The sequence below is a fragment of the Variovorax sp. GW823-FHT04B03 genome (assembly GCF_058796495.1).
Genome location: NZ_JBXAIT010000007.1, coordinates 379,733 through 404,834, shown reverse-complemented (window position 1 = coordinate 404,834; position 25,102 = coordinate 379,733). Strand labels below are relative to the sequence as shown.

Sequence of the window (25,102 nt, the reverse complement as noted above, 5' to 3'; positions counted from 1 at the left end):
GACCCAGGGCGTTCACTGAAATTCAGTGAACGCCCTTTTCATTGGCGAGGCGGCTGTCGGTTGTGCTTCGCCGCCTCACTCAGCAGGCGGCTTCGTTCGGACGACCCCGCGGTCTCATCGATGGGGTGCGCCCCACATCCCTAGTCGATCGCGATCTTGTTCTTCTTCACGAGGTCTGCCCAGCGCCGCATGTCGGTGTGGATGTAGTCGGCGATCTGCTTCGCGCTGTGGACTTCAGGAAACATGCCGACGTTCTCGAAGCCTTTCATGACCTCCGGGTCCTTCAGGGCTTGTGCCACTGCTTCGTTGAGGCGATCGCTTCGGTCTGCCGGGAGGCCCGTGCGCGCAGCGAGGACGAACCACTGACTGGCTTCGAAGTTGGCAATGCCGGCTTCCCTGAGTGTCGGCACCTCGGGCAAGGAGGCGGAGCGCGCGGCCGTGGAGACCCCATACGCCTTGAGCTTGCCGGACCTGATGTGCGGCAGCACGGGCGTGATGCCCAGGACGGCCAGCGGGATCTGTCCACCGATCACGTCGGTCACCGCCTGGTTGCCGCCCTTGTAGGGCACATGTGTCATCGTCACGCCCGTCAGTGCCTGGATGAGTTCTCCGGTCAGGTGCTGGCCGGTGCCGTTGCCGGAGGAGCCGTAGCTGTACTTGTCCGGGTGGGCGGAGGCGTCCGCGAGCAAGGCCTTGAGGTCCTTGGGTGCATCGGGCCGTGCCGGTCCCACGAGGACCGTGGAGCCTTTGGCGAGCATGGCGATGGCGCTCATCTCCTTGCCGATCTGCGGCATCGGGATGCTCGTGAGCACCGGGCCGGGAACCGTCACCAGGGTGTAGCCGTCGGCCGGCTGGGTTGCCACATACCGCAGCGCGAGCGAGCCCGTGGCACCGGGCTTGTTGTCGACCACGATGGGCTGGCCGAGCGTCGCTTCCAGCTTGCGGGCGACAAGGCGCGTGACGACATCGACGCTTCCCCCGGGTGGGTAGCCGACGACCCAGGTGATCGCTCGAGAGGGGTACTTCTCTTGCGCGAGCGCCGCAGAAGACGCCAGCGCCGTGAATGCGCAGAAGATCAGAAAGAGGCCTCGGCGGCCGCCTGGATGCTTGGACATGGGGTGAGCCTTCTGGGACGGTGGGGAGATGCGCGAGCGCGTCAGGGATTCCGCGGCCTCAGTCCGGCGCGCCCGGCGCCGTGTGAGGATGTGCTGTCGCACTCTGATGGAAGGCGCGGACCATCCGCTGGATCGGCCCCAGGACCCACGTGTTGTAGACAAGCACGTCCGACTCCTCCTTGGGGTCGCGCGTGATGTTGAAGAGATAGGGCGACTCGAGCTTGCCCTTGCCTTCGTTCACCTCGGGCTCCCAGTAGAGATGCAGCTTCCAGTCGCGCCACTTCACTGCGCGCAGTTCGTTCTTGATATGGAAGAGAAAGCCCTCGCGCAAGGACTTCTGTTCGCCGAGGAAAAAAGGCATCTGATCGATGCCATCGATCGGCCTGTCCTCGGGAATGCGGGCGCCGCCCGCGCGTGCCAGCGTGGAGAAGAGGTCGGTGACGTGCACGATCTCGTTGCTCACCCGGCCCGCGGCGATCTTGCCTGGCCAGCGCACGATGCACGGGACGCGCAGGCTGCCTTCCATGGCCGTGTGATAGGTGCCGCGCCAGGGGCCGGCCGTGCCGCGGTAAGGGGCGCGGAACTCGGGGCCGTTGTCGCTCGCGAAGATGAAGAGGGTGTTTTCTGAAATGCCGAGGCGCTCGATCTCGTCGATGACCTGGCCCACGCGGTGGTCCATCTCGACCATGGAATCGGCGAAATCGCCATGGCCGGTGCGACCCGCGAAATCGCGGTGAGGCAGGGTGGGGAAATGCAGGTGCGTGAGCGGCAGATAAAGGAAGAACGGCTTCTGTGCCGCGTGGTTGCGCTGGATGAATGCCAGGGCCCGGTTCGTCAGCGTCTCATCGATGCGTCGGCGCGAATCCAGGTTGTATTCCTCCACGTTCTCCGAAGGCGCACCGGCACGGCCCTGCATGATGTACGGGATGTCCGCCACGCTCGGGTCGTAGCCGACACTGGCCGTGAACTGGCTCTCGTCCGTGGTGCGCGGAATGCCGTACCACTCGTCGAATCCCCGGTCGCTCGGGAAGCGGCCTTGAACATCGCCCAGGTGCCATTTGCCGTAGTGCGCAGTCGCATAACCCTGTGCCGAGAGCAACTGCGCCAGCGTGATCTCGCGGCGTGCCAGGCCCTGAGGCAGGCCGGGCGGCACCGATTGCAGGCAGCCCGTGCGGATCGGATGCCGCCCGCTCATCAGCGCGGAGCGCGTCGGCACGCAATCGCTCTCGACATTGAAGTTCTGCAGCAGAAGGCCTTGGCTGGCGAGCGCGTCGATGCGTGGCGTTGGCGCGCCCCGCAGCGCCCCGCCGCCGTAGCAGCCGAGCTCGCCCCAGCCGAGGTTGTCGGCAAGGATGAGAACGATGTTGGGTGGGTTCATGGAAGGACTCATTGCGACTGCAGTCTAGGAACGGCTAGGATTCGGGTGTTTCCATTTGGGAAGTTTTCGTTAACTTTTATTCATGTCCTTCTCGGCACGTGACCTCGACTACTTCCTGGAAGTGGCGCGCCATGGGCAGCTGGCCCGTGCGGCAACCAGCCTGACGGTGACGGCCGCGGCGCTTTCCAAGGCGATCCGTCGGCTGGAGGACGAGATGGGGCTCGGTCTCTTCGAGCGCTCGGGCCACGGCATGACGCTCACGCCGTTCGGCGTCGCGTTCCGCGAACGTGCGCAACGCATGAAGTCCGAGCACGACGAGGCGCTTCGTCATGCGGGCGACGTCCGCGCAGGACGCGCCGGGCTCATCCGCGTGGGCGCGACGCTGGCGGTTCTGGATGCCGTGCTTTCACCGGCGCTTGCGGCGCTGCAGCCCCGTCGCCCGGGCATGCATGTGCGCCTGGAGGTGGCGTCCTCGGACGAGTTGATCGACTGGACGCGCCAGGGCCTGCTCGATGTCGCCGTGATTCCGACCTATGAATCCATGCCGCACGGCCTGGTGCATGAGGACCTCCTGACCGATGCGCTCGTCGCCGTGGCGCGCGTGGGGCATCCGGTCTTCGCGCGTCGCCGTCTCGCGATGGGCGATCTGTCGAAGTTTTCCTGGGTGTTGCCGTCCGTTCATTCGGCTGCGCGCGCGAAGCTGGACGAGGTGTTTCGCTCTGCGGGCGCGACGCCGCCGCAAGGCGCGATCGAGGTGCACTTCAATGCGTCATGGTCGCTGCCGGTGCTTGCAGCGACCGATCTGATGGGCATCGTCCCGGTCTCCGTGCTCGCACTGCCCCAGGCGCGTGGCGTCAAGGTGATTCCCGTTGACGCGCTGTCGATTCCGAGGCGCATCTCGCTTTTTTCACGTCCGAATACCTACCGCTCCCCACTCCTCGAGGAGTTCGTGCAGGCGCTCAAGGCACTGGCGCCGGCACAGCGAAGCAGCGCGGCGCGCAAGGGCTGACGGACGCTCGCTGAGGCCGCCCTCAGTTCGCGGTCGCCGCCTTCACCGGCCAGTCGCGCAGCTTGCCCGGGTTCAGCAAGCCCATCGGATCGAAGCGTCTCTTCACCTCGATGACTTCCGGCGGCAGCGGCCCGCCGGCCTTGCCGTCTTCCACGATGTTCACGTGCGGGTTGTTGATGTGCACCTGGTGCGCACGGTGGATGTCGATGATCTCGTTCAGGCGATCCTCGGTGCTGAAGCGCACCAGCTGCAGCCCGCTGCAGGTCAGGAGCCCCGCCGCGTTGCGCAGGAACTCGACGTGCATCATGACCTCGCCGCCCAGCAGCTTCTCCATCTCGATGACCTGCTCGACATGCCGGCCGGGGATGAACCCGCTTTGCAGGTAGGTCAACGTCGGGTCGATCTTCAGCGCGTGCAGCGTCGTGTGGTTCCAGGTGAACTCCATCAGCGTGCGGTTGCTCTTCTGTACTTCGGCGGCCGTCTTGCGGTAGCCCACGGTACCACCGTGCGCCTGCACCAGCAGCATCATGGCCGGCTCGCTCTGCTCGGCCACCAGCGACAGCACCGTGTGGCAGCCCTTGGGCAGGTGCGCCGCCAGCTGCGCGAGGTGGTCGGCGATGGGCGCCGCGAAGAAGGTGACGCCGCGCTTCACGATGCCCGGTGCATGCGCGAGCTTGTCCGCGAAGTTCAGCGCGTTCTCGAAGTCGTCGAAGGTCACCAGCGTCTCGAGCCACGGATGCGCGGGCGCCAGTGCGATCTCCAGCTCCAGCACGAGGCCGTTGGTGCCCCACAGGTGGTGCATGCGCATTGCTTCGGCGCCGCGCAGCTCGACCACCTGCGGCTCGGCCTCGATGGTCATCGCGCGAATGCCCAGCACGTTGCCGGGCGCGCCCAGCGGCCCGTAGTTGATCGAGCCCACGCCGCCGAAGCCGCCACCGAACAGGCCGCCCAGCGTCGCGCTGCGGTAGGTCGAGGGCACGCAGCGCATCTCCTGGCCGGTGGGTTTCGTCTGCTTCTCGAGTTCGCCCAGGCGGATGCCGGCCTGCGCGCGCGCCACGCCGGGCTGCACCCACAGGCAGGCGTTGTAGCCCGTCATGTCGAGCACCACGCCGCCGGCGAGCGGCGTGGTCTGGCCGTAGTTGCCGGTGCCGCTGCCGCGGATCGTGATGGGCACGCCGCGGCGCGCGCAGGCGCCGACCACCGCGCGGATGTCTTCTTCGGTGCGCGGGCGCACCACCACGTCGGCGCGCTTGTCCTTCAGCTGGCGGGTGAGCACCGGGCTGAACCAGGAGAAGTCCTGCGAGAGGCGCGTGACGCGGCCTTCGTCGGTGATCCAGTCGAGGTCGGGGAGTTCGAGCAGCAGTTGCTCGATGGCGGAAGCGGGAGCGTTCATGGTCGATTTCAGTCCTGGGAAAGTTCGCTCGCGTGCCACGAGCCCAGCGCCACCTTGGTGAGCCAGGCCATCAGCACGAAGAGCGCGACACCGGTGAGGGAGATGAGCAGCAGGGCCGCGAACATGCGCGGAATGTTCAGCTGGAAGCCCGCCTGCAGGATCTGGTAGGCCAGTCCCGCGCCCGAGCCGCCGGTGCCGGCCACGAACTCCGCCACCACCGCGCCGATCAGCGCCAGGCCGCTGGAGATGCGAAGGCCTCCGAAGAAGTACGGCAGCGCGCTCGGAATGCGCAGGCGCACCAGCTGCTGCCAGCGCGTGGCGCGGTTCAGCTTGAAGTAGCTCTGCAGGTCGGGGTCGATGCTGCGCAGGCCCAGCGTGGTGTTGCTGATGATCGGAAACAGCGCCACCAGCGCCGCGCACACCGTCATGGCCGCCACGGGGTTCTTCACCCAGATGATGATCAGCGGTGCCACGGCCACGATGGGCGTGACCTGCAGCAGCACCGCGTACGGAAAGAGCGCGGTCTCGATGCGCTTGCTCTGCACGAACAGGAACGAGATCAGCACGCCCGCCACCGTGGCCAGCGCGAAAGACAGCACCGTGATCTTCAGCGTGACCAGGAGCGCGCTGCCCAGCGGCGCCCAGTCGGTCACCAGCGTCTGCACCATCAGCCAGGGCGAGGGCACGAGGTAGGGCGGCAGTTCCATGGCCACCACCATCCACTGCCACAGCGCGACCAGCACCACGCCGATGAGCACCGGATAGAGCACGCGCTGCACGCGCGGCTGACTCAACAGGGGCGTCGCGGGCTTTGTCGCTGTCTTCATGGCGCGGTCTCCTCTTCGGCGGTGCTCGCGCGCAGCAGGCTGTCCTGCAATTGCTTCGCGTAGCGCGCGAACTCGGGCGTGACCATGAAGTCGGCCTGGCGCGGGTAGGGCTCGTCGATCTGGAACTGCTCGACCACGCGACCCGGCCGCGCGGCCATCATCACCACGCGGCTCGAGAGGAACACCGCCTCGTGGATCGAGTGCGTCACGAAGATCACCGTGAGCTTCTTCTTGCGCCACAGCTCGAGCAGGTCGGCGTCGAGCTTGTGGCGCGTGATCTCGTCGAGTGCGCCGAAGGGCTCGTCCATCAGCAGCAGGTCGGGCTGCGTGACGAGCCCGCGCGCGATCGACACGCGCATCTGCATGCCGCCCGACAGCGCACGCGGCAGCGCACTGGCGAACTTCTCCAGCCCCACGAGCGCGAGCGATTCCGTCACCCGCGCATCGGCCTCCTTGCGCGGCACGCCGGCCAGATCCAGCGGCAGCCGCACATTGGTCTGCACGCTGGCCCAGGGCATCAGCGTGGGCGACTGGAACACGAACGACATCTTGTGCGGGCAGTCGTGCAATTGCGCCACGGGCTTGCGCCACACCAGCAGGCGCCCGTCGCTGGGCTCCAGCATGCCCGCCACCATCTTCAGCAGCGTGCTCTTGCCGCAGCCCGAGGGGCCGAGCAACGTGACGAACTCGCCTTCGGCGATCGACAGGTCCACCGGCAGCAGCGCCTGCGTGCCGTTGGGGTAGGTCTTCTCGGCCGAGAGGATCTCGACGGCGGGCACGGCGGGCGCCACCGGCGGCGCGAGGGTGTGGGGTTCGATGCGGTTCATGGCGCGGCGAGGTTCAGGGCAAGACCTTGGCGTCCTTCACGAACTCGGTCGTGTAGGTTTTGGCCAAGTCGACCTTGGCCGGATCGAGCAGCTTGGAGGCCACGAGAAAGTCGTAGCTCGCTTTGGCGCGCGCATCGGTGATCACGCCGATGCCCAGCTTGGCCGCATCGCCGCCGGTGACCATGCCCATCTCCTTGAGCTTGGCCACGCTGTAGGCGAGCTGGTCGTCGGTCATGTTGGGGTTGTCCTTCTTGATCAGCGCGTTGGCCGGTGCCGGGTCGGCCAAGTAGCTCTTCCAGCCTTCGGCCGAGGCCTTCACGAAGGCCGCGACCTGCTTGCTGCGCTCCTTCACCGTCTTGTCCATGCACGACACGGTGACCGCGTAGGAGGGGTAGCCGTGGTCGCTGAACATCAGCACCGTGCTCTTCACGCCGGCCTTCTGGATGGCGTAGGGCTCGGAGGTCAGGTAGCCCTGCTGCGCGGTGTTCGGGTCGGCCACGAAGGGCTGGATGTTGAAGGTGTAGGGGCGCGTCTGTTCGTCCTTCAGGCCGAAGCGGGCCTTGAGCCATGGCCAGTAGCCGCGGTTGGCCTGCGCGCCGATCAGGAGCGTCTTGCCCTTGAGGTCCTCGAACTTCTTGACGTCGTCGTGCGCGATCAGCACCTGCGGGTCCTTCTGGAAGAAGGCCGCCACGTTGACCACGGGCACGCCGCCTTCGCGCACCTGCATCATCTGGATGTCGCTCGATCCCATGATGCAGTCGGCCTGGCCGGCCGCCATCATCTGCGTGATGTTGACCTGCGGGCCGCCCATGCGGATCGTCACGTCCAGGCCGTGCTTCTTGTAGATGCCCTGCGCCACCGCCTGGTAGAAGCCGCCGTGCTCGGCCTGCGCATACCAGTTGGTCATGTAGGTGAACTTGTCCTGGGCCTGGGCGGGTGCGACGGCCGTGAGGAGCGAGAGCGCGGCGGCGCCGGCCAGGGAAAGAGCGAAGGAACGCATGGTGGGGACCTCTCGAAGGCGGGATGAAAAAGAAGAGTGAAGCCGTTGCAAGGAGCGCGCCTCAGGCCGGCACGAACGACTGCTGGATGAAGCCCTGCTGGTGGCCGCGCTCCCAGGTGGCTTCCTCGCGCACGACCCAGCGCAGCGCATGAAGCTCGGTCAGCGCCTGGGCCCAGCTGTCCGAGAGCGTGTCCAGGATTTCGAGGCCCTGTTCGCGCGTGGCGCTGGTCGGGTCGCCGATCACGCCGCTGGGGCCGAAGTCGCGCGCGGTCCAGGCGCAGGCCGGGCGGCCGTCGGCCGACAGCAGCTTGATCGGGAAGGGCGGCGGAAAGTTGGCCACCGCGCGTTCCATGTGCACGGTGTCGGGCGACAGCGCGAGCATCAGCGCGGTTTCGGAATGGCCCGCGTGCATCGCGAGCTTCTTCTCCTGCTCGCTCACCTGCCGGCTCGCCGCGCTGGGCAGGCGCGACACGCCGTGCGGCACGATCACGAAGTCGCCGTGGCGCAGGCGCAGTTCGCGCGCCGCCATCTCCAGCACCTGCGGCTGGCCGCCGTGTCCGTTGGCGAACAGCAGCTTGCGAAAGCCCGAGCGATACACCGACTCGCCGATCTCGATCATGGTCGACAGCAGCGTGGTGCCTGTGAGCGTCACCGTGCCGGGAAAGTGCAGGTGCTCTTCCGACTTGCCGTAGGTGATCGGCGGCAGAGCAAAGGCGCGCACCTCGGCCGGCAGCTTCTCGAGCGCCTTGCCCATCACGCCCGAGGCGATCACGCTGTCGACCGAGCACGGCAGGTGCGGGCCGTGCTGCTCGATCGCGCCGCACGGCAGCACGATGACGGTGTTCTCGCGGTCGGGCAGGGCGGCGATTTCGGTCCAGCTCAGGTAGGGCAGGAAGCGGTGGGGCGGGATGTAGCCGTGGAGCATGGGGGTCCTTGCTTGTTCTTTATTCAGGGAAGAAAGGCGATGCGTCGCCGTGCGTCACGCGGCCGTCGCGCAGCACCACGCGGGTGGCGCTGCGCGAGGGCCAGCCGTGGCGGTCTGCCTGCGTGAACAGCACCAGGTCGGCTTTCGCGCCGACCAGCGTGGGCGCCGTCGTGGCGGGCGTGCGTCCAAGCCAGTCGCTGCGGCACAGCGCCTGCGACCAGGTGTCGAAGGGCTCGTCGAGCTGCGCGACCAGCGCGGCCGTGCCCAGCGCCTCGACGGGGTCGAAGCTGCCGAGGCGGCAGAACGGGTCTTGCACGTTGTCGCTCGCGAACAGCAGCGGAATGCCGCGCGCATGCGCTTCCTTGACCAGCGTGATGCCGCGCTGGCGCGGCGTGCGCCCGGTGACGGCGTCCTGCAGCAGCAGGTTGGTGGCGGGCAGCGACACCACGGTGATCGGCGCGCGTGCCACGGCGTCCAGCGTGGCGAAGGCCTGCGCCTCGGGCTGCACCGCCAGCGCGCAGAGGTGCCCGCAGACCACGCGGCCTTCGTAGCCGATCTCGCGCAGCAGGCGCGCGGTGGTTTGCAGGCCCACGGCCGAGGCGTCGAGTTCCTCGTCCACGTGCAGGTCGATGTCGAGCTCGCAGGCCTGCGCCGCCAACAGCAGGTTGCGCAGCGCGTTCTCGCTCCAATTGGTGGAGTGCACGAAGCCGCCGAGCAGCGCGTGCGGTCCGGTGGCCTTCACCTGCCGCGCCAGGCGCAGCGCCTGCGACGCGTCTTCGAACAGGGGCAGCTTGATGAGGGCGACCTGCTCCAGCCGCACCCGGCCGGCCCATTCCTGCGCCAGCTCGGCCATGACGGGCCAGGCGATGGGCAGCGCGTCGGGCTCCCACCAGTCGACGTGCGTGCGCACATGGGCGGTGCCGCATGCCCAGGCCCACTGCAGGCCGCGCGATGCGCGCTCGCGCACGTCGGCGGGCGTCCAGTGCACGCGGTCGGCCAGCATCGCGTCGATCGCGCCGAGCAGGCCGGGCTGCACCTTTTGCATGCGCGCCAGCGTGAATGCCTTGTCCAGGTGCGTGTGCGCGTCGACGAAGGCGGGGAGGGCGAGCGTGCCGGCGAGGTCCCAGCCGGACCCCGGCGTGATGTCCCTCGCGGGCTGCACCGACCGGACGCGGCCGGCTTCGATGCCGATGCGTGCGAGTTCGGGTACCCCGCGGCGCTGCGGCCAGTCGGCGGGCAGCAGCCAGCGCGGCAGCCGTGCGTTGTCCAGCAGCGTGGGCGTGTTCATGCGAAACGCGCCTCCTCCGGGCTTGCGGGGGCGCTGGTTTCCATCGACAGACGGCAGGCAACGCGGACGTGCATGAATTTGACCAATCAATCAGAGCAACTGGTCAGGTTATGCAAGCGACGTGCCAGTCCGGGTGCACCGGACTGGGGAGGCGGGCGTCAGCCCGCGACTGATGCGACTACGTTGCCTGGCGCGGCCAGAGCCGCACCGCCAGCGCGGCGGCGGCCGTGGCGGTCGCCAGCGCCGTCACGCCGGCCCAGCCCCAAGAAGCGAGCACCAGCGCGCCCAGCGCCGAGCCGGTCGCCATGCCGATGAACATGCTGGTGAACAGCACGGCGTTGAGTCGGCTGCGCGCACCGGGCTCAATGCCGTAGACGATCGTCTGGTGGGCGATCAGCGCCGCCTGCATGCCCAGGTCGAAGCCGATCGCTGCGAGTGCCAGCAGCCACAGCTGCGCATGCGGCGTCATCAGCGGTGCCAGCCCCATGGCTGCGAACGACACCAGCGCCAGCCCCGCGCCCAGGCGCGTCACCAGTTCCGGTCCGCGCCGGTCGGCCAGCCGCCCGGCCAGCGGCGCCGCCAGCGCGCCCGCCGCGCCGGCCAGGCCGAAGGCGCCTGCGGCCGCGCTGCCCAGATGGAAGGGCGCGCCGTGCAGCATCACGGCCAGCGTCGACCAGAAGGCGCTGAATCCCACGGCCAGCAGCGCCTGGGCCAGCGCCGCGCGGCGCAGCGTGCCGTGGCGCGACCACAGCGTGCCCAGCGAGCCGAGCAGGGCGCCGTAGGCCAGGTGCGTCGTCGGCCGAAAGCGCGGCAGCCCGCGCCAGGCCGCGGCGCCGATGAGCGCGATGCTGGCCGCGGCCGTGATGAACATGGCGCGCCAGCCGAAGTGCTCGGCCACGAAGCCACTCACCACGCGCGACAGCAGGATGCCCAGCAGCAGCCCCGTCATCACCGTGCCGACCGTCTTGCCGCGCGTGGCGTCGGGCGCCAGCGTGGCGGCGGCGGGCACGAGGTCCTGCGCCATCGTGGCCGCCAGTCCGATCGCGAGGCTGGCCGCGAGCAGCACGCCGATTGACGGTGCCGCGCCGGCCACCAGCAGTGCGGCGCACAGCGCCCCTGCCTTGATCAGCACGATGCGGCGCCGGTCGAAGCGGTCGCCCAGCGGCGCCAGCAGCAGGATGCCCAGCGCATAGCCCAGTTGCGTGAGCGTGGGAATGAAGCCCACCGCACGGGTGGAGGCGCCGATGTCGGCGCCCAGCACCCCGAGCATCGGCTGGGCGTAGTAGAGCGACGCCACCGACAGGCCCGCGCCGGCGGCCAGCAGCAGGATCAGCGAGGCCGGCAGGCCGTGCTCCGGCGCTGAGGCCGGTGCATGCGTGGTTTGAATGGAAGACATGGTGTTAACCCTCGATTATCGAAGCAAGGGTTGGAATGTGCCCGCTGGGGGCTTGGCTTGGTAGTCCCGCGGATCGCACAATGCCCATACGCCAAACGTATAAATAAGGCCATGTCCACGTCCCCTGCTGTCGACCGCATCGAGCTGATGCAGACCTTTCTTCACATCGTCGAGGCCGGCAGCCTGTCGGCCGCCGCGCTGCAGATGGGGGCCACCCAGCCCACCGTGAGCCGTCGCCTGCAGGCGCTGGAGCGCTCGCTGGGCGTGCGGCTGCTGCGCCGCTCCACGCACGCCATGAAGCTCACGGAAGACGGCGAGCGCTGCTACGAGCGCGCCCGCGAGCTGATCGCCGACTGGCACGCCTTCGAAGCCGACCTGCGCGGCGTGGGCGACGAGCCCGAGGGCACGCTGCGGGTGGTGGCGCCGCATGCGCTGGGCCAGCTGCTGCTGGTCGGCCCGCTGGCCGAGTACCTGCGCGCCTATCCGCGCGTGTCCGTCGAATGGCTGCTGAACGACCGCCGGCCCGACTTCATCGCCGAAGGCGTCGACTGCGCGATCCAGGTCGGCGAGATGACCGACGCCATGGCCGTGGCGGTCAAGGTCTCGGAGGTCCCGCGCGTGGTGGTCGCCGCGCCCTCGCTGCTGGAGGGCCGCTCACCGCCCGCGCACGCGGCGGAACTGGCCGAGCTGCCGTGGCTCGCGCTGCGCACCTTCTATCGCAACGAGGTGCTGCTCACGCACCGGCCGACCGGCGAGATCGCGCGCGTGCCGATCCGTCCACGCATGAGCACCGACAGCCTCTATGCGCTGCAAAGCGCGGCGCGCATGGGACTGGGCGCCTGCCTGGGTTCGGCCTGGCTGCTGAACGAGGACATCGCCGCCGGACGGCTGGTGCAGCTCGTGCCGCAATGGCATGTGGCGCCGCTGCCCGTCTACCTGACCTACCCGCACGCGCGCTTCCAGCCGGCGCGCCTGCGCCGCTTCATCGAGATGATGCGGCTTGCATTGGCCGACCCGACGGGCCAGGTCTGGGAGGCGCGCGTGGGCTGAGCGAGGGCGGCGCGGAGTTCAGGCCTTGATGCCGCAGCCGCCCAGGACGAACGCCACCAGTTCCCGCGCGATCGGTTCGCGGTCGATCGGCGCTTCGGGCGGCAGGCCGAGCATCACGCGCGTCTGGATCGCGTAGTCGGCGTAGCTCTGGGTCATGGCCCAGATGTGCATCAGCAGCAGGCGCGCATCGAGCGGGCGCATCTGCCCGCGCGCGATCCAGCCGTTGATGATGTCGACCTTCTTCTGCGTCCACGCCTGCGCGTTGGGCCAGTAGCGGTCGAGGTTGCGTCCGCCGTCGAGCACCTCGCGCGTGAAGATGCGCGAGATCTCCGGGTTGTCGAAGGCGTGGTCGAGCTTCTTGCGGATGTAGTCGCCCAGCACCGTGGTCGGGTCGCTGGCGTCCTCGAACGAGAACACCACCTTCCAGGCATGCAGCACCTGCATCAGCAGCTCTTCGTAGAGCTCTTCCTTGCCGGCGATGTAGTAGTGCAGCTGGGGCTTGGTGAGGCCGGCGCGCGCGGCGATGGCTTGGGTGGAGGTGCCCTTCAGGCCGTGCAGGCTGAATTCGGTCACGGCCGCCGTGCGGATGGCCGCCATGATGCGTTCGCGCCCCGGCCTCGCGCGCGACAGCGGGCCGTCGGGTGCGGGCATTTCTTGGGCGATGGCAGGGGGCACAGGGGCGGTGACGACGGTCATGGGCGTGGGAGGCGCGGCGTGCGCCCGGCCGATGGTAATCCTTGGCCCGTGGCCCTTTCTTGCGATGAGTGCGCCTGCGCCCTTCTCGATGGGCGATGAAAGGTGACAGCGGTCGGCATCGAGGCGTTTCCCTGAGCTACTTTTTTCTTCCCCTTGCCTCTACCAGCGCCGAACCGCTGTCGAAACGTAGTGTGCGCAACGCAGGTGAAGTCAGAGTGAAGTCTGTGCAGGCGTTGCGTGAACGGATCAGAGGCCGTCCAGTTCGCCCTTGACGTGCGTGCGCGTGTCGCCGCCGACCCAGACCTGGCCGGCGTCGTCGCGGGTCAGGTGGATGCGGCCCTGCCGGCCCAGGCGTGTCCCCTGTGCGGCGACGTAGTCGTCGCGTGCCACGCCCGTGGCGAAGAGCCACTGCGCGAGCGAGGCATTGAGGCTTCCCGTGACGGGGTCTTCGACGATGGCGCCCAGATGGTCGGTGAAGAAGGCGCGCACTTCGAAGGCCGCATCGCCACCCTCGGCATGAGGGCCGACCACGCCGACGTCGATGCGGGTGGGCCAGCGGCGGGCCGGCTCCAGAGACAGCACCTTGTCGGCCGACGCCAACCGGATTCCCAGCCAGCCGGGGCCGTTGTCGATCCAGGCGGCGTCCTGGATGTCGTTGGCTTCGATGCCCAGCAGCCGCCGTGCATCGTCGAGTTCGGCCGGGGTCGGCGCGCCCGAGCGGATCAGCGGTGGCGCGGCGAACGCAAGCCGTCCCTGGTCGCGCCGAATCTGGACCAGCCCTGCGCCGCACTCCTGCGTGATCACCGTGGCTTGTTGCCGGGGCGCGCCCGGGCCTGACAGCCAGGCGTGGCAGCTGCCGAGCGTGGGGTGCCCTGCAAAGGGCATCTCCCGGTCGAGGGTGAAGATCCTCACGCGGTAGTCCGCCTCCGGGTGCGTGGGTGCGAAGACAAACGCGGTTTCCGAGAGGTTGAACCAGCGCGTCAGCTGCTGCATGTCATGCGTGGCGAGGGCGTCGGCGCCGGTGACGACCGCCAGCGGATTGCCCGAGAGCGGGCCGGCGCCGAAGACGTCGACCATGTGGACGGTGATGCTCATGAGCGTGGTCTTTCGCTGGGATTCATTGGATTCAGTTCTGCGAGACCAGCAGCTTCAGCCCCGCGGCCGCGAACACCGCCGAGAGCACGCCTTCGATCCAGCGTCGCAACCGCGCATACAGCGCAATCATCGATGCGGTGGAAAAGACGATCGCGTAGCCGCCGAACACCATGATGCCGAGAAGCACGCAACCGCCCACGATCGCCGGCAACCCGCCAGCGGGCGTGTCCTGGCGCACGCCGAGCGAGATGATCGCGATCCACGACATGATCGCCTTCGGGTTGCCGATGTGCATGAGCACGCCCTGGCGGTAGAGGGTGCGGTAGCGCAATGCACCGCGTTCCGCGCTGCCGTTCACCGCGTCGGCGCCAGGTCGCATGGCGGACCGGCCCGCGCGAAAAGCCAGGTACAGCAGGTAGAGGCCGCCAACGATCTTGAGCACGACGAGCGCCTGCACATACGCGGTCAGGACCGCGGAAACGCCGGTCGCCGCCAGGATCGCCCAGAAAAGCGAGCCCGTGACAACGCCGGCCGCAAGCGCGAGCGCGGGGCGACGGCCGTCACGCATCGCGGTGCCCATGATGGCCATGTTGCTCGGCCCCGGACTGGCAGTGGCGATGAGGTACGTCCCGTAGACGAGTGCGATCTGGCTGACGGCCATGCGGGTGCTCCAAAACCAAGAGATGTCTTCGGCGGCCTGCCTTCCGGAGGCCGAGAAGTGAAAGTTACACTATTGGAATATTCAAAAAGTGTCACGTGACACTTTTATTTGCGAGGCCGCGCACGTGCTCCTTCGATCCTCCTGGACGCCCCGTCTGGCCAGCAACGGCACGAACGCCACCGAGCGCGTGGTGCTGGCCCTGGCCGACGACATCGTCGAGGGGCGGCTCGCAGGCGGCGATCGCCTGCCTGCCCATCGGGACCTGGCGAAGACGCTGCAGATCGGCCTGGGCACCGTGACGAAGGCCTATGCCCTCCTGGAGCGCAGGGGCCTCACGCGCAGCGTCAAGGGCAGGGGAACCTTCGTGGCGATCCACCAGGCGCACGGCGACCGGCAGATCGATCTGTCGTCGAACGCGCCGCCGGCCGCGCTCGGTGCGCGCGTGCTGGCGCGCACGCTGACGGGCATCGCGCGCAAGATCGACGCGGATCACTTCAACCTGTACGCGCCACCCGGCGGACACTTGGAACATCGCCGCGTTCTCGCCCGCTGGCTCGAAACGATCGGCCTGGCCGTCGATCCGTCGCAGCTGGTCCTGACCAGCAGCGCACGCCAGGCGCTGTCGCTGGCCTTCGATCTGGTGTGCGGGCGGCAAGGCGTGCTGCTGACCGAACGGATCACCTACCCCGGCGCCCTCGCGCTGGCCCGGCGCAAGGGGTGTCGCATCCAGGGTGTCGAGATGGACGCGGAAGGGATGGTGCCGCAGGCGCTCGCACAGGCGCTCGACGGCGTGGCGCCCGCCGGTGGCACGGCGGTCTACCTCACCCCGACGCTGCACAACCCGACGACGGCCACGATGAGCGCGAAGCGACGGCGCGCCATCGTGGCGGTGTGCCGCCGCGCGGGTGCCTGGATCATCGAAGACGGCGTGTACGCAGCGGCCTCCGACGGCTTGCCCCAACTGGCCACCTTGGCGCCCGACATCGCGTTGCATGTGAACGGGCTCTCCAAGTCGCTCGGGCCGGGGTTGCAGGTCGGCGTGCTGGCACTGCCGCCCGAGCTGTGCGGCCCGGCGCAGGAACTTCTGCAGGATGTGCCCATGGCGCCGTCGGCGTTCTCCTGCGCGGTGGTCGACGAATGGCTGGCCACCGGCGTGGTCGCCTCGGTCCAGCGCGATCTGCGCCACGAGGCCCGGCGGCGTTCCAGGCTGGCCGTCTCGCTGCTCGCTGCCGGCGAGCTGGTCTGGCATCCCGATGCCTACAACGTCTGGCTGCCGATGCGACGCGATGCCGCCGAAGGTGTCGTGGCCGCGGCGGCGCAAGCCGGCGTGAAGCTCACCCCGCCGCAGACCCTGATGGCGAACCCGAAGGACAAGGCGAGCGGCCTGCGGATCTGCCTGGGCGGCCCCGGCTTCGACGAGCTGACCGGGGCCCTGGCGCTTCTGGCCACCTTGCTGAAGCGAAGCGCCTGACGCGGCGCGGACCTCAGACCACCGGTGCCGGGGCGCCGTCGGTGGGCACGCTGGCGTGCCGGTCGTCGGGCGGCGCGGTCACGATCGAGTCGAGGGCCGGCTCGGCCTTGCGAAGGCGTGCGAGATCGGGCCGTGGCCGGCGCAGCCGCGGGTCGGGCGCGAAGGCCTGTTCCATCGCCTGCGCGGCCGACAGCAGCGCGAGGTCGCCGCGAAAGCGCCCCACCACCTGCAGGCCGAAGGGCATGCCGCGCTCGTCGGTGCCGCACGGCAGGCTGATCGCAGGGTGCGTGGTCAGCGTCACCACGTAGGTCAGTGCGAGCCAGCGGTAGTAGTTCTCCTGCGGGCGACCGTCGATCTGCAGCGCATGCGACTGCGTCCAGGCAAAGGGCGACACCGGTGTCGTGGGCGAGAGCACCAGGTCGTAGTTCTCGAACACCTTCTGGAAGCGCTGGAGGATGCGCGTCTGTTCCGTCTGCGCCCAGGCCGCGTCGGGCAGGCTCATGCGCGCGCCCATCTCGTAGTTGCTGCGCGGGTTCGGGCCCAGGCTCTCGGGGGCGCGTTCGTAGGTTTCGCGCATGCCGGCGACGAAGGCCTCCGCGCGCAGCACGTCGAAGCAACGGTGCACTTCGCCCAGGTCGAAGCGCACCTCGTCGCAGGCCGCAAAGAGCCCGCGCATGGCGGCCATGCGATCGTGCATCGTCCGGCGGATCGACGGGTCGACATCGCACAGGCCGAAGTCGGTGGTCCATGCCACGCGCAGGCGCGACAGGTCCAGCGGCGCCGGCCGCGCAAAGGCCGACGCCTCCAGCGGATAGCTCAAGGGATCGCCCGGATGCGGGCCCGCCGTGGCTGCGAGCTGGAGGCAGGCGTCGGCCACATCGCGGCCCATCGGACCGACCACCGAGATCGGCGACCAGCCCAGGCTCTTGCGCACGCTGGGCACGATGCCCGGCGACGGCCGCAGGCCCACCACGCCGCACTTGGCGGCCGGGATGCGCAGCGAGCCGCCGGTGTCGGAGCCGGTGCACACCGGCAGCATGTCCAGCGCCAGGGCCGCGGCGGAACCGCCCGAAGAGCCGCCGGCATTGAGGTTGGGGTCGAAGGGATTGCCCGTGGCCCCCCAGACCGGATTGCGGCTGTTGGCGCCGGCGCCCATCTCGGGCACGTTGGTCTTGCCCACCACGATCGCGCCGGCGGCACGCAGGCGGCGCACCAGCTCGATGTCGTTCGATGGCACATGGTTGCGCAAGGCGGGGGTTCCCATGGTGGACAGCAGGCCCGCCGTCGGCTCGAGGTCCTTCACGCCCAGCGGCAGGCCGTGCAGCAGGCCCAGCGGCTCGCCGCTCTTCACGGCCCGCTCCGCGGCGCGGGCCTCGGCGCGGGCGCGCTCGTAGCAGGTGGCAGTCACGGCGTTGACGAAGGGGTTGAGCTGCTCGATGCGCGCGATGCAGGCTTCGAGCAGTTCGACCGGCGAGAGGGCGCGCGTGCCGATCAGCCGTCGCAGCTCCACGGCGGAGAGTTCGACGAGATCGGAGGAAGAAGAAGGTTGGGTCATGGCTCTCGGAATGTGCCGCACTCAGTCGGCCTGGATGTTGGCGCGCCGGGCGACGGCGCGCATGAGTGGAAGTTCGCGTTCGATCTGCGCGAGCGAGGCGGCGGCGCCGGCGAAGGCCGGCTCCGCGCCCTGGGCCTGCAGAGCCGCCTGGGCCTGGGGCGTGGCGACGATCTTGGCGAGTGTCTTCTCCAGCCGCTCGCGCACCGGGGCGGGGGTGCCCTTCGGCGCCACGACCATGATCCAGGTGTCGGCATCGACCTCGGGGTAGCCCGCCTCGGCGAAGGTCGGGACCTGCGGCAGCTGCGAGGAGCGCTGCCGGGTGGTCACGGCGATCGCCTTGACCTTGCCGCCCTTGAGCTGCGGAATGGCGGCGGTGACGGTGTCCACCGAGAACGGCACCTGGCCGCCGATCAGGTCCGTCATGGCCGGCGCGCTGCCCCGGTAGGGCACGTGCATGATCTTCGCGCCCACCGCCTGCAGGATGATCTCGCCGGTGAAGTGCGAGGACGTGCCCGTGCCGAAGGACGCGTACGAGTACTTGTCGGGCGCTGCGCGCATCGCGTTGGCGAACTCCTTGACGTTGCCGATGGGCACGTTCTTGTTGGCCAGCAGGATCAGCGGAATGCGCGCGACGATCGCGACCGGCTCGAAGCTGCCCAGGGCGTCGTAGGGCAGGTTCGGGCGGATGGCCGGGTTCATGGTGAGGGTCGAGCCCGATCCGAGCAGCAGCGTGTAGCCGTCGGGCGATGCCTTGGCCACGAACGCGGCGCCGACCGCCGTGCCGGCACCGGGGCGGTTGTCGATGAGCACCGGCTGCCCCAGTTCCTCCGACAGGCGCTGGCCGACCAGGCGTCCCACCGTGTCCGCACTGCCGCCGGGCGGGTACGGAACCACCAGCGTGACGGGGCGCGTCGGGTAGGCCAATTGCGCCTGCGCCTGTGCCAGCGCGGGCCCGGCCATGCCGAGGCAGGCGGCCAGGCCCGCGAGGACGGCACAGCACCAGCGCCGCTGCGGCGCTTGCGAACGGGGAGCGTTCATTGACAGGGTCCTTCCGTAGAGCGAAGAGAAGAGGGGGAGGGGAAATGCTGGGGCACGCCCTGCGGTGTAGCAAGCACAATGATTGGAAGGTTGCGTTGCTGCTGGCGCAACGCAGACCACGCCGATGAAATCTCCCACTTCCAAGCCTCCAGCTCCCGCCCGCACCGGGGCGCGCACCGAACGCCCGATCAACCAGCGCGTGCTCCAGGAGGAGTCGATGCGCTACTTCCTGGAGGTGGCGCGCGTCGGCTCGGTCACCGAGGCGGCCGTGCGGCTGAACGTGGCGCCGTCGGCCGTGAGCCGCCAGATCGGCCGGATCGAGCGCGAGCTCGACACCCTCCTGTTCGAGCGCCGCGCCCGCGGCATGGCGCTCAATTCAGCCGGCGAGCTGCTGGCGGCGCACGCGCGCCGGGCCTGGCTCGACATCGAGCGCGTGACCGACGACATCCTCGCGCTGCGCGGCCTGCGCAAGGGCGAGGTGCGCGTGGCCGCGACCGAGGGCTTCGCCTACGAATTCCTGCCGGCCCTGGTGGCTGCGTTCCAGGCGCGCTGTCCCGGCATCCGCTTCTCGCTCGACATGTGCGTGCAGCGCGAGGTGGCGCGCCGCGTGCGCGAAGGCCTGGTCGACCTCGGCGTGACGGTGAGCCTGGGCTCGGAGCACGGCCTGGACGTCGAGATCCGGCATCCCTCGCCCGTGTGCGCGGTCATGGCGCCTTCGCATCCGCTGGCCGAGCGGCGGCAGGTGTCGCTGGCGCAGGTGGTCCACTACCCGCTCGCGCTGCCGGCGCCCACGTCGACGCTGCGCCAGCTGCTCAACATCAGCTGCGCCCGCCAGCGCCTGCCGCTCGAGGCGGCATTGACGAGCGACCACCTCTACCCGCTGGTGCACTACGCGGCACACGGCCAGGCCGTGACCTTCTGCGGCGAGCTCGCGCTGCGCCAGCAGCTCGAGAACGGCACGATCGTGGCGCGTACCTTGCGCGACCGCGAGATGAACGAGCGGCATTTCGAGGTGCAGAGCATGGCGGGGCGGCGCCTGCCCGATGCGGCGCGCGCTTTCGTCGAGCACTTGCGCGAAGTGCTCAGCGCCTGATGCGAGGCGCGGGGCCGAAGCTCAGTCGGCCGTGATGTTGTTCGCCTTCACGACGGCGCCCCACATCTTGTACTGGTCGCGGGTCATCGCGCCGAGCTGCTCGGGCGAGCCGCCACCGGGCTCGTCCCCGCGATCGACGATGCTCTTGACGACGGTCGGCTCCTTCAGTGCCGCGTTCATCGCGCTGTTGGCCTTCTTCACGACCTCGGGGCTCAACCCGGGCGGCCCGTACAGGCCGATGAAGGAGATGATGCTGAAGTCCTTGATGCCGCTTTCCGCGGCGGTGGGCACGTTCGGCAGCATCGGCGAACGCTTGTCGCTGGTCACCAGCAGGGGCCGCAGCTGGCCCGACTTCACGAACGGCGCGACGACGGAGGTGGCGTCGAACATGGCGTCGAGGCGGCCGGCCATCAGGTCGACCATCGCCGGGCTGCTGCCCTTGTAGGGCACATGGTTCATCGCCGGGTTGCCCAGGCGCTCGCGCAGCAGTTCCATGGTGACGTGGATCAGCGAGCCTGCGCCCCCCGTTCCGTAGTCGATGCCCTTGCCGCTCTTGGCGCGCGACTTCACCTCTTCGGCGAACTGCGCGTAGGTCTTGATCGGCGACGTGGCGGGCACCACCAGCACCAGCGGCGACTGCAGCATGATGCCGATGGGTGTCATCTTTTGCGGATCGACGATGCCGAGCTTGGTGTACACGTGCGGCATGATCGTCATCGAGCCGTTGCCTACCAGCAGCTTGTGGCCGTCTGGCGGTGCCTTCATCAGTTCGACGGACGCGATGTTGCCGTTCACGCCGGCCTTGTTGTCGATGACCACGGGCTGGCCGAGCGCGCCCTGCATGCCGTTCGTCAACACGCGGCCGGCGAAGTCGGTCTGCCCGCCGGGTGGAAAGCCGATCAGCAGCGTGACCGATTTGCTGGGCCAGGCCGTCTGCGCCCACGCGGGGCTTGCCCCGAAGGCGCCCAGGCCGAGTGCCGCGGCACCCAGGCAGAGAAGCAGGCGCCGCGGCGCTGCACGAAGGGGCTGGGTGGCTTGGATCATGAAGTCCTCCGATGGGTCGTCTGTGGCACATCGCAGCGCGCCCGCCCGTGGATCGACGCACGGGCCGGGGCGCTGCCCTGCGGACTCAGTTCACGGCGAAGCAGTACATCAGGCCGGCACTGCCGCTTTGCTTGAGCTGGTCGACGCTGCAGCCCCGCGTGCCGTGCGACGCGTTCCACGAGGCGTTGGCGACCGGGTCGGGGTTGGTGCCCTTCTTGTCGTGGTGGCCGACGATGGCCGAGCCGTCGACGCTGCGCGTCCAGTTGCCGCAGGTGGTGTCCTTGCCGGCGGCGGCCGGTGCGAGCGTGCCGTCGGGGCGCGAGCCGGTGAGGATGTCGTGCCGGTTGACCGGGTCGCCGAAGCCCGAGACCACCTCGCCCTTTTCGGTCAGCGAGGTGTCCTTGCCGAGCTTGGCGTTCGCGCTGTGCAGGTCGGCCACGCTGGTGGCCACGACCACGCCCTTGGCGTTGCGCCACGGCCCGGCGCCGATGCGGTCGCGTGCGTTGACGGCCGGCTGGCCGCCCGCTTCGGCGGCGCTCAGGTAGGCCCGCCAGGTCTTGCCGCCCGCACCGGCGCTCGCGGCCAGCGCCTGGCACTGGCGGTCCGCGCCGGCCAGGCCGCCGAGGTCGCCGCCCTTGCCGGGATTGGCACTCGTGATGAAGAAGCTCATCGGGTTGGCGTCCTTGCCCGAAGACATGGCGCCGCATGCAGCGAGGAGCGCGACCGCCGAGGCCGCGGCACCCCATGACAGAACGGAACGATGGCGCATGCGAGGTCTCCTTGGAGTGGTTGGAGTTGGCGAGGCTACCCGCTTCGCACACGCAGCGTTCCCCTCGACAACCCGCACACACGCTGGCCGTGGGCGAGGTGGTCGAGGGGGCGCGTGTTCAGGGCGTCAGCGCCGCGGAGCTCGCGATCGCGTTCGCCTCGGCCGCGCAGTCGGCTGCGGGCGGGGCGCTGTCCGGGCGGCTGTGTGCCTGCGCGATCTCGTTCTTCGCCGCGCTCATCTGCGCCGTGAACACCGGGTTGGCGTGCAGCCGGCCCACGGTGGCCGCGCCGATCAGGCGTCCCGCTTCGATGTCGCTGCGCCAGTGCACGCCGCAGATGCCGCGGCTTTGCGCGAAGGCGCGGCCGCGCTGCAGCAGCGCATCCGCGCGCTCCGGCGCGAGCTCCGTCAGCACCAGGGCCCAGGCCCAGCCCAGCGCCGAGTGCCCGGAAGGGTAGGAGCCGTCCTTGGCCAGGTGCGCCTCTTCCTTCGGCGTGCAGCTGGCGGCCTTCAGCGCCACGAAGGGCCGCGTGCGCTGGTACTTCTCCTTGGCCTTGTAGGTGGCGCCGCCGGCATCGGCCAGCGTGCGCCGCAGCAGCATGTTCAGGTGCGGCGTCTGCTGCTCGGAGATGCGCACGCCCAGCGCGCAGGAGAAGGTGGAGGCCGCCTCCGGAAAGCGCAGGTTGGCATCGCGCACCGCGAGCGCGCCGCGCGGCGAACCCTGCAGCGCGGTGAGGCTGCGGAACGCGGCGACGTCGGCCGCCAGCGCGGCCGAGTTGGCCTCGGGCGGCGGCGGCAGCAGCGCCAGGCTGTCGGGCATCTCGGCCGAGGCCAGGTAGCCCTTGAGATAGCCCGACCCCGGGCGTGTTTCGCCGACGTCGGACGGCGAAGTGGTCGGCGCGGGCGATGTCGCGCATCCGCCTGCGAGCAGGGCCGCGATGAGCAACGGCGACAGGTGTTTCAAAGCCATGGGTACCTCTTTTCGCATGCGCTCAGAACGCGTGGCGGATGCCGAAGTCGTAGCCCATCGACGAGCGCGGCGCCCAGCCCGCGGCCTGCGCGGTGCCGCCCGTGAGGTAGGCGGCCGAGCCGCCGGTGATGGCGCCCATCACGCCGGGGTTGTTCCAGCCGTCCTTGATGCGGATGCGCGACACCGAGGCATACAGCGCGGTGCGCTTGGACAGGTTGTGCACGTAGCCCAGCGAGATCTGGTTGGCCGTGGTGTCGCGGTTGCCGTTCAGGCCCCACAGCAGGCTGTTCAGGTCGGTCGCGGCCGGCGCGCCGTTCTTGTACTTCACCGAGGCGTACGACGCGCGGATGAGGCCCGGGCCCACGGGCACGGTCACGCCCAGCATGTAGCCGTTGTACTTGTCCTTGCGCGTGGCGGTGTTCATGAACGGAACCGCCAGGCCCGGCAGGTTCTGCAGCGTGCCCGTCTCGTTCTTGTCCTGCACGCGCGAGACCTCGGCGAACAGCTTGGCGGGGCCGAAGTTGTACGACGCGCCCAGGTTCAGCGCGTTGATCTTGCGCTCCTGCGTGGCGGTCGCGATGCCCAGCGCGTTGAGCGTGGTGCTGTCGGCGGCCGTGCTCTGGCCGTAGGCGATGGCCATGTCGAGCGGCCCGCTGGCATAGCCCAGGCGGCCGCCCACGTAGCGACCCTTGGCCGACGGCGTGCCGGGCTGGTCGCTGCGCTTGGTGTTCTCGTGCAGCGTGTACTGCAGCTGGCCGTAGACACCGCCCAGGTTCGGCGGCAGGAAGTAGCCGATCGAGTTGCCGGTGCGGATGTAGTTGTCGGTCGCGGCCACGACGGAGCCGGGGCCGGCGATGGCGGCGATGCGGCTGTTGATGTTGGCGATGAGGTTGGTGCCCACGCCGTTGGTGCCGAAGGGATCGAAGACGGTGTCGTTCCAGAAGGTCGCGGCGTAGTCGCGGCCCAGGCGCAGTTCGCCGAACGGACCCGACAGGCTCATCGTCGAGCGGCGGTTGAAGTTGGTGATGCCCTTGGCGCCGTCGTCGTTGGTGATGCCGGACTCCAGCCAGAAGCTCGCCGCCAGGCCGCCACCGAGGTCTTCCGTGCCGCGAAAGCCGATGCGGCTGCCCGCATAGCCCGAGTTCGACAGCGCGGTCTGGCTCGTCTTCGCACTGCCGCCCGCGGCGTTCGCCGGTGGCAGCGCGAAGGGGTTGGGGCTGTGGTACGTGCTCTTGGACGTGTAGCGGCTGATGCCGACGTCGACGATGCCGAACACCGTGACGGACGATTGCGCCGACGCGGTACCGGCGGCGGTGAGGAGAGCCAATGCGGCCAGGGAGTGATGTTTCATGGCAGGTCTTGCTTTGCTTGCTTCTTCAGGGATGAACGAGTCCGCTGGTGCGCATCGCTGCGTTCCAGGGCTCGGGTGTTCCGAAGGGCGGATGCCCTTCGGGGACTTCGGGAAAAAGGGGTGCGGCCTCTAGCCGCGCGCGCAGGGCGTGTGGCCGCGCATCACGGCATTCGCATCGCGTCGCGCGAGCCGCGCATGCCGCGCAGGGGTCTCGTCGTTCGCGCATCGCGTCGCATGGGCGACGCAAGAAGCCGGATCAACGAACGCGCCGTGGTGCTGCGAAACAGCGTCAGGCGTGCAGGCAGGGAACGTGCATGTCTCACTTAGGGAGTTCCTCGTTGTTCTTTGATTGGCCGGTCCTATGATAGGAATCGCTGCTCTTCGAATCCGTCAACCAGGCAACAGTTTTTGCTGAGTCATCCCATGGAATACCCGCAACCCGTATCGCAGAGCACAAGGGAAGAGATCGAGCACGGGCTGAGCACGTGCGCGGTGTTTCTCGATTGGCCGAAAGACCGGCTGCGCGAGTTGGCGAACGCCGCGCGCGCCAGGCACTACCGGCGCCGCACGCCGCTCGTGAGTCGCGGCAACCACCAGCGGGAGGTGTTCGTGATCGTGTCGGGCTCGATCGAGATCGCGGCCACCAACGCGGCCGGCGACAAGTACATCCTCTCGGTGCTCGGGGCCGGCCAGATCACGCGCATGGTGCATCTCATCGACGACATGCAGCCCATCTTCGCCTTCGATGCGCGCGCCGATTCGCACATCATCCACATCCCCGGTGCCGCCATGCGGCGCATCCTCGATGCGGAGCCGGTGCTGTGGCGCAGCATCGCCCAGACCATGCTGCGGCGCTATCGCATGAGCGCCGAGATCCTGCAGGACCAGGTGCTGGGCTCGGTGCGCCGGCGCACGGCGATCACGCTGCTCAACATGGTGTATCGCTACGGGGACGCGAGCGGCGCGCCGTGCGACACCGAGCTGCGCGTGTCGCAGACCGACCTGGCGAACATGCTGGGCGTGTCGCGCCAGACCGTCGGCAAGGAACTGGCGCAGTTCAAGGACGAGGGCGTGCTCGGCTGCAACGAGGGCTACCGCCTGGTCACCGTGGTCGACCTGCCCCGACTGCACCGCATCGCTGCGGAAGATTGAGC

The 25,102-nt window shown here is 69.1% G+C and carries 23 protein-coding genes; 5 read left to right on the top strand and 18 right to left on the bottom strand.

Features of this window, described 5'->3' with window-relative positions:
- Window positions 1–140: 140 nt before the first annotated feature.
- Together AC1RAD_RS28675 and AC1RAD_RS28670 are read right to left on the bottom strand one after the other, a co-directional pair.
- Entirely contained in the window at window positions 141–1,115 is a 975-nt protein-coding gene (locus AC1RAD_RS28675; protein WP_492738493.1) for a Bug family tripartite tricarboxylate transporter substrate binding protein, read from the bottom strand.
- Window positions 1,116–1,173: 58 nt separating this feature from the next.
- Complete coding sequence (locus tag AC1RAD_RS28670) at window positions 1,174–2,493, bottom strand: arylsulfatase (protein WP_492738491.1); 1,320 nt, start codon at window positions 2,491–2,493, stop codon at window positions 1,174–1,176.
- Between the two features lie 82 nt (window positions 2,494–2,575).
- On the opposite strand from AC1RAD_RS28670, the gene AC1RAD_RS28665 reads away from it, so the two are divergent.
- Complete coding sequence (locus AC1RAD_RS28665; protein ID WP_492738489.1) at window positions 2,576–3,502, top strand: LysR family transcriptional regulator; 927 nt, start codon at window positions 2,576–2,578, stop codon at window positions 3,500–3,502.
- 22 nt (window positions 3,503–3,524) lie between these two features.
- Here the strand turns inward: AC1RAD_RS28665 and AC1RAD_RS28660 are convergent, their stop codons facing one another.
- From AC1RAD_RS28660 to AC1RAD_RS28630, 7 genes are all read right to left on the bottom strand, one after another.
- Complete coding sequence (locus tag AC1RAD_RS28660) at window positions 3,525–4,895, bottom strand: FAD-binding oxidoreductase (protein WP_492738487.1); 1,371 nt, start codon at window positions 4,893–4,895, stop codon at window positions 3,525–3,527.
- An 8-nt stretch (window positions 4,896–4,903) separates the two neighbouring features.
- Complete coding sequence (locus AC1RAD_RS28655) at window positions 4,904–5,722, bottom strand: ABC transporter permease (RefSeq protein WP_492738485.1); 819 nt, start codon at window positions 5,720–5,722, stop codon at window positions 4,904–4,906.
- Window positions 5,719–6,549: an ABC transporter ATP-binding protein gene (locus AC1RAD_RS28650; RefSeq protein WP_492738483.1), complete on the bottom strand. Its 831-nt coding sequence runs from the start codon at window positions 6,547–6,549 to the stop codon at window positions 5,719–5,721. The genes AC1RAD_RS28655 and AC1RAD_RS28650 overlap by 4 nt, the downstream gene beginning before the upstream one ends.
- Before the next feature lie 13 nt (window positions 6,550–6,562).
- Window positions 6,563–7,549 carry an ABC transporter substrate-binding protein gene (locus tag AC1RAD_RS28645; RefSeq protein WP_095744428.1) on the bottom strand — a complete coding sequence of 329 codons (987 nt, stop codon included), beginning with the start codon at window positions 7,547–7,549 and terminating at the stop codon, window positions 6,563–6,565.
- 61 nt (window positions 7,550–7,610) lie between these two features.
- Window positions 7,611–8,474 carry a creatininase family protein gene (locus AC1RAD_RS28640; protein WP_492738481.1) on the bottom strand — a complete coding sequence of 288 codons (864 nt, stop codon included), beginning with the start codon at window positions 8,472–8,474 and terminating at the stop codon, window positions 7,611–7,613.
- A gap of 19 nt (window positions 8,475–8,493) precedes the next feature.
- Entirely contained in the window at window positions 8,494–9,762 is a 1,269-nt protein-coding gene (locus AC1RAD_RS28635; RefSeq protein ID WP_492738479.1) for an amidohydrolase family protein, read from the bottom strand.
- Between the two features lie 178 nt (window positions 9,763–9,940).
- A complete protein-coding gene (locus tag AC1RAD_RS28630) occupies window positions 9,941–11,158 on the bottom strand; it encodes an MFS transporter (protein WP_492738477.1) in 1,218 nt (405 codons plus the stop codon).
- A 111-nt stretch (window positions 11,159–11,269) separates the two neighbouring features.
- Between AC1RAD_RS28630 and AC1RAD_RS28625 the strand changes: the two genes are divergently transcribed.
- The gene (locus AC1RAD_RS28625) at window positions 11,270–12,208 is read left to right on the top strand and encodes a LysR family transcriptional regulator (RefSeq protein ID WP_159275093.1); all 939 of its coding nucleotides are present in this window, start codon (window positions 11,270–11,272) and stop codon (window positions 12,206–12,208) included.
- A gap of 18 nt (window positions 12,209–12,226) precedes the next feature.
- On the opposite strand, the gene AC1RAD_RS28620 is transcribed toward AC1RAD_RS28625, so the two are convergent.
- From AC1RAD_RS28620 to AC1RAD_RS28610, 3 genes are all read right to left on the bottom strand, one after another.
- A complete protein-coding gene (locus AC1RAD_RS28620; RefSeq protein ID WP_492738559.1) occupies window positions 12,227–12,859 on the bottom strand; it encodes a TetR family transcriptional regulator C-terminal domain-containing protein in 633 nt (210 codons plus the stop codon).
- Between the two features lie 291 nt (window positions 12,860–13,150).
- Complete coding sequence (locus AC1RAD_RS28615) at window positions 13,151–13,999, bottom strand: PhzF family phenazine biosynthesis protein (RefSeq protein WP_492738475.1); 849 nt, start codon at window positions 13,997–13,999, stop codon at window positions 13,151–13,153.
- A gap of 31 nt (window positions 14,000–14,030) precedes the next feature.
- A complete protein-coding gene (locus tag AC1RAD_RS28610; protein ID WP_492738473.1) occupies window positions 14,031–14,660 on the bottom strand; it encodes a LysE family translocator in 630 nt (209 codons plus the stop codon).
- A gap of 124 nt (window positions 14,661–14,784) precedes the next feature.
- Between AC1RAD_RS28610 and AC1RAD_RS28605 the strand changes: the two genes are divergently transcribed.
- Window positions 14,785–16,131, top strand: a complete 1,347-nt coding sequence (locus AC1RAD_RS28605; RefSeq protein WP_492738471.1) for an aminotransferase-like domain-containing protein — start codon at window positions 14,785–14,787, stop codon at window positions 16,129–16,131.
- Between the two features lie 13 nt (window positions 16,132–16,144).
- Here AC1RAD_RS28605 and AC1RAD_RS28600 read toward each other — a convergent pair whose 3' ends face one another.
- Window positions 16,145–17,686 (bottom strand): amidase, encoded by a 1,542-nt coding sequence (locus AC1RAD_RS28600; RefSeq protein WP_492738469.1) that lies wholly within the window; start codon window positions 17,684–17,686, stop codon window positions 16,145–16,147.
- Window positions 17,687–17,707: 21 nt separating this feature from the next.
- Window positions 17,708–18,724: a Bug family tripartite tricarboxylate transporter substrate binding protein gene (locus tag AC1RAD_RS28595; protein WP_492738467.1), complete on the bottom strand. Its 1,017-nt coding sequence runs from the start codon at window positions 18,722–18,724 to the stop codon at window positions 17,708–17,710.
- 187 nt (window positions 18,725–18,911) lie between these two features.
- On the opposite strand from AC1RAD_RS28595, the gene AC1RAD_RS28590 reads away from it, so the two are divergent.
- Entirely contained in the window at window positions 18,912–19,817 is a 906-nt protein-coding gene (locus AC1RAD_RS28590; RefSeq protein ID WP_492738558.1) for a LysR family transcriptional regulator, read from the top strand.
- Between the two features lie 21 nt (window positions 19,818–19,838).
- On the opposite strand, the gene AC1RAD_RS28585 is transcribed toward AC1RAD_RS28590, so the two are convergent.
- The 4 genes from AC1RAD_RS28585 to AC1RAD_RS28570 form a co-directional block, all read right to left on the bottom strand.
- Window positions 19,839–20,861 carry a Bug family tripartite tricarboxylate transporter substrate binding protein gene (locus AC1RAD_RS28585; protein WP_062470813.1) on the bottom strand — a complete coding sequence of 341 codons (1,023 nt, stop codon included), beginning with the start codon at window positions 20,859–20,861 and terminating at the stop codon, window positions 19,839–19,841.
- Between the two features lie 85 nt (window positions 20,862–20,946).
- Window positions 20,947–21,630, bottom strand: coding sequence for a hypothetical protein (locus tag AC1RAD_RS28580; RefSeq protein ID WP_369644166.1), 684 nt, complete (start codon window positions 21,628–21,630; stop codon window positions 20,947–20,949).
- Window positions 21,631–21,748: 118 nt separating this feature from the next.
- A complete protein-coding gene (locus AC1RAD_RS28575) occupies window positions 21,749–22,597 on the bottom strand; it encodes an acid phosphatase (protein WP_492738464.1) in 849 nt (282 codons plus the stop codon).
- A 22-nt stretch (window positions 22,598–22,619) separates the two neighbouring features.
- Window positions 22,620–23,948, bottom strand: coding sequence for a porin (locus AC1RAD_RS28570; RefSeq protein WP_492738462.1), 1,329 nt, complete (start codon window positions 23,946–23,948; stop codon window positions 22,620–22,622).
- Window positions 23,949–24,371: 423 nt separating this feature from the next.
- Between AC1RAD_RS28570 and AC1RAD_RS28565 the strand changes: the two genes are divergently transcribed.
- The gene (locus AC1RAD_RS28565) at window positions 24,372–25,100 is read left to right on the top strand and encodes a Crp/Fnr family transcriptional regulator (protein WP_082817968.1); all 729 of its coding nucleotides are present in this window, start codon (window positions 24,372–24,374) and stop codon (window positions 25,098–25,100) included.
- The last annotated feature ends 2 nt before the right edge of the window (window positions 25,101–25,102 follow it).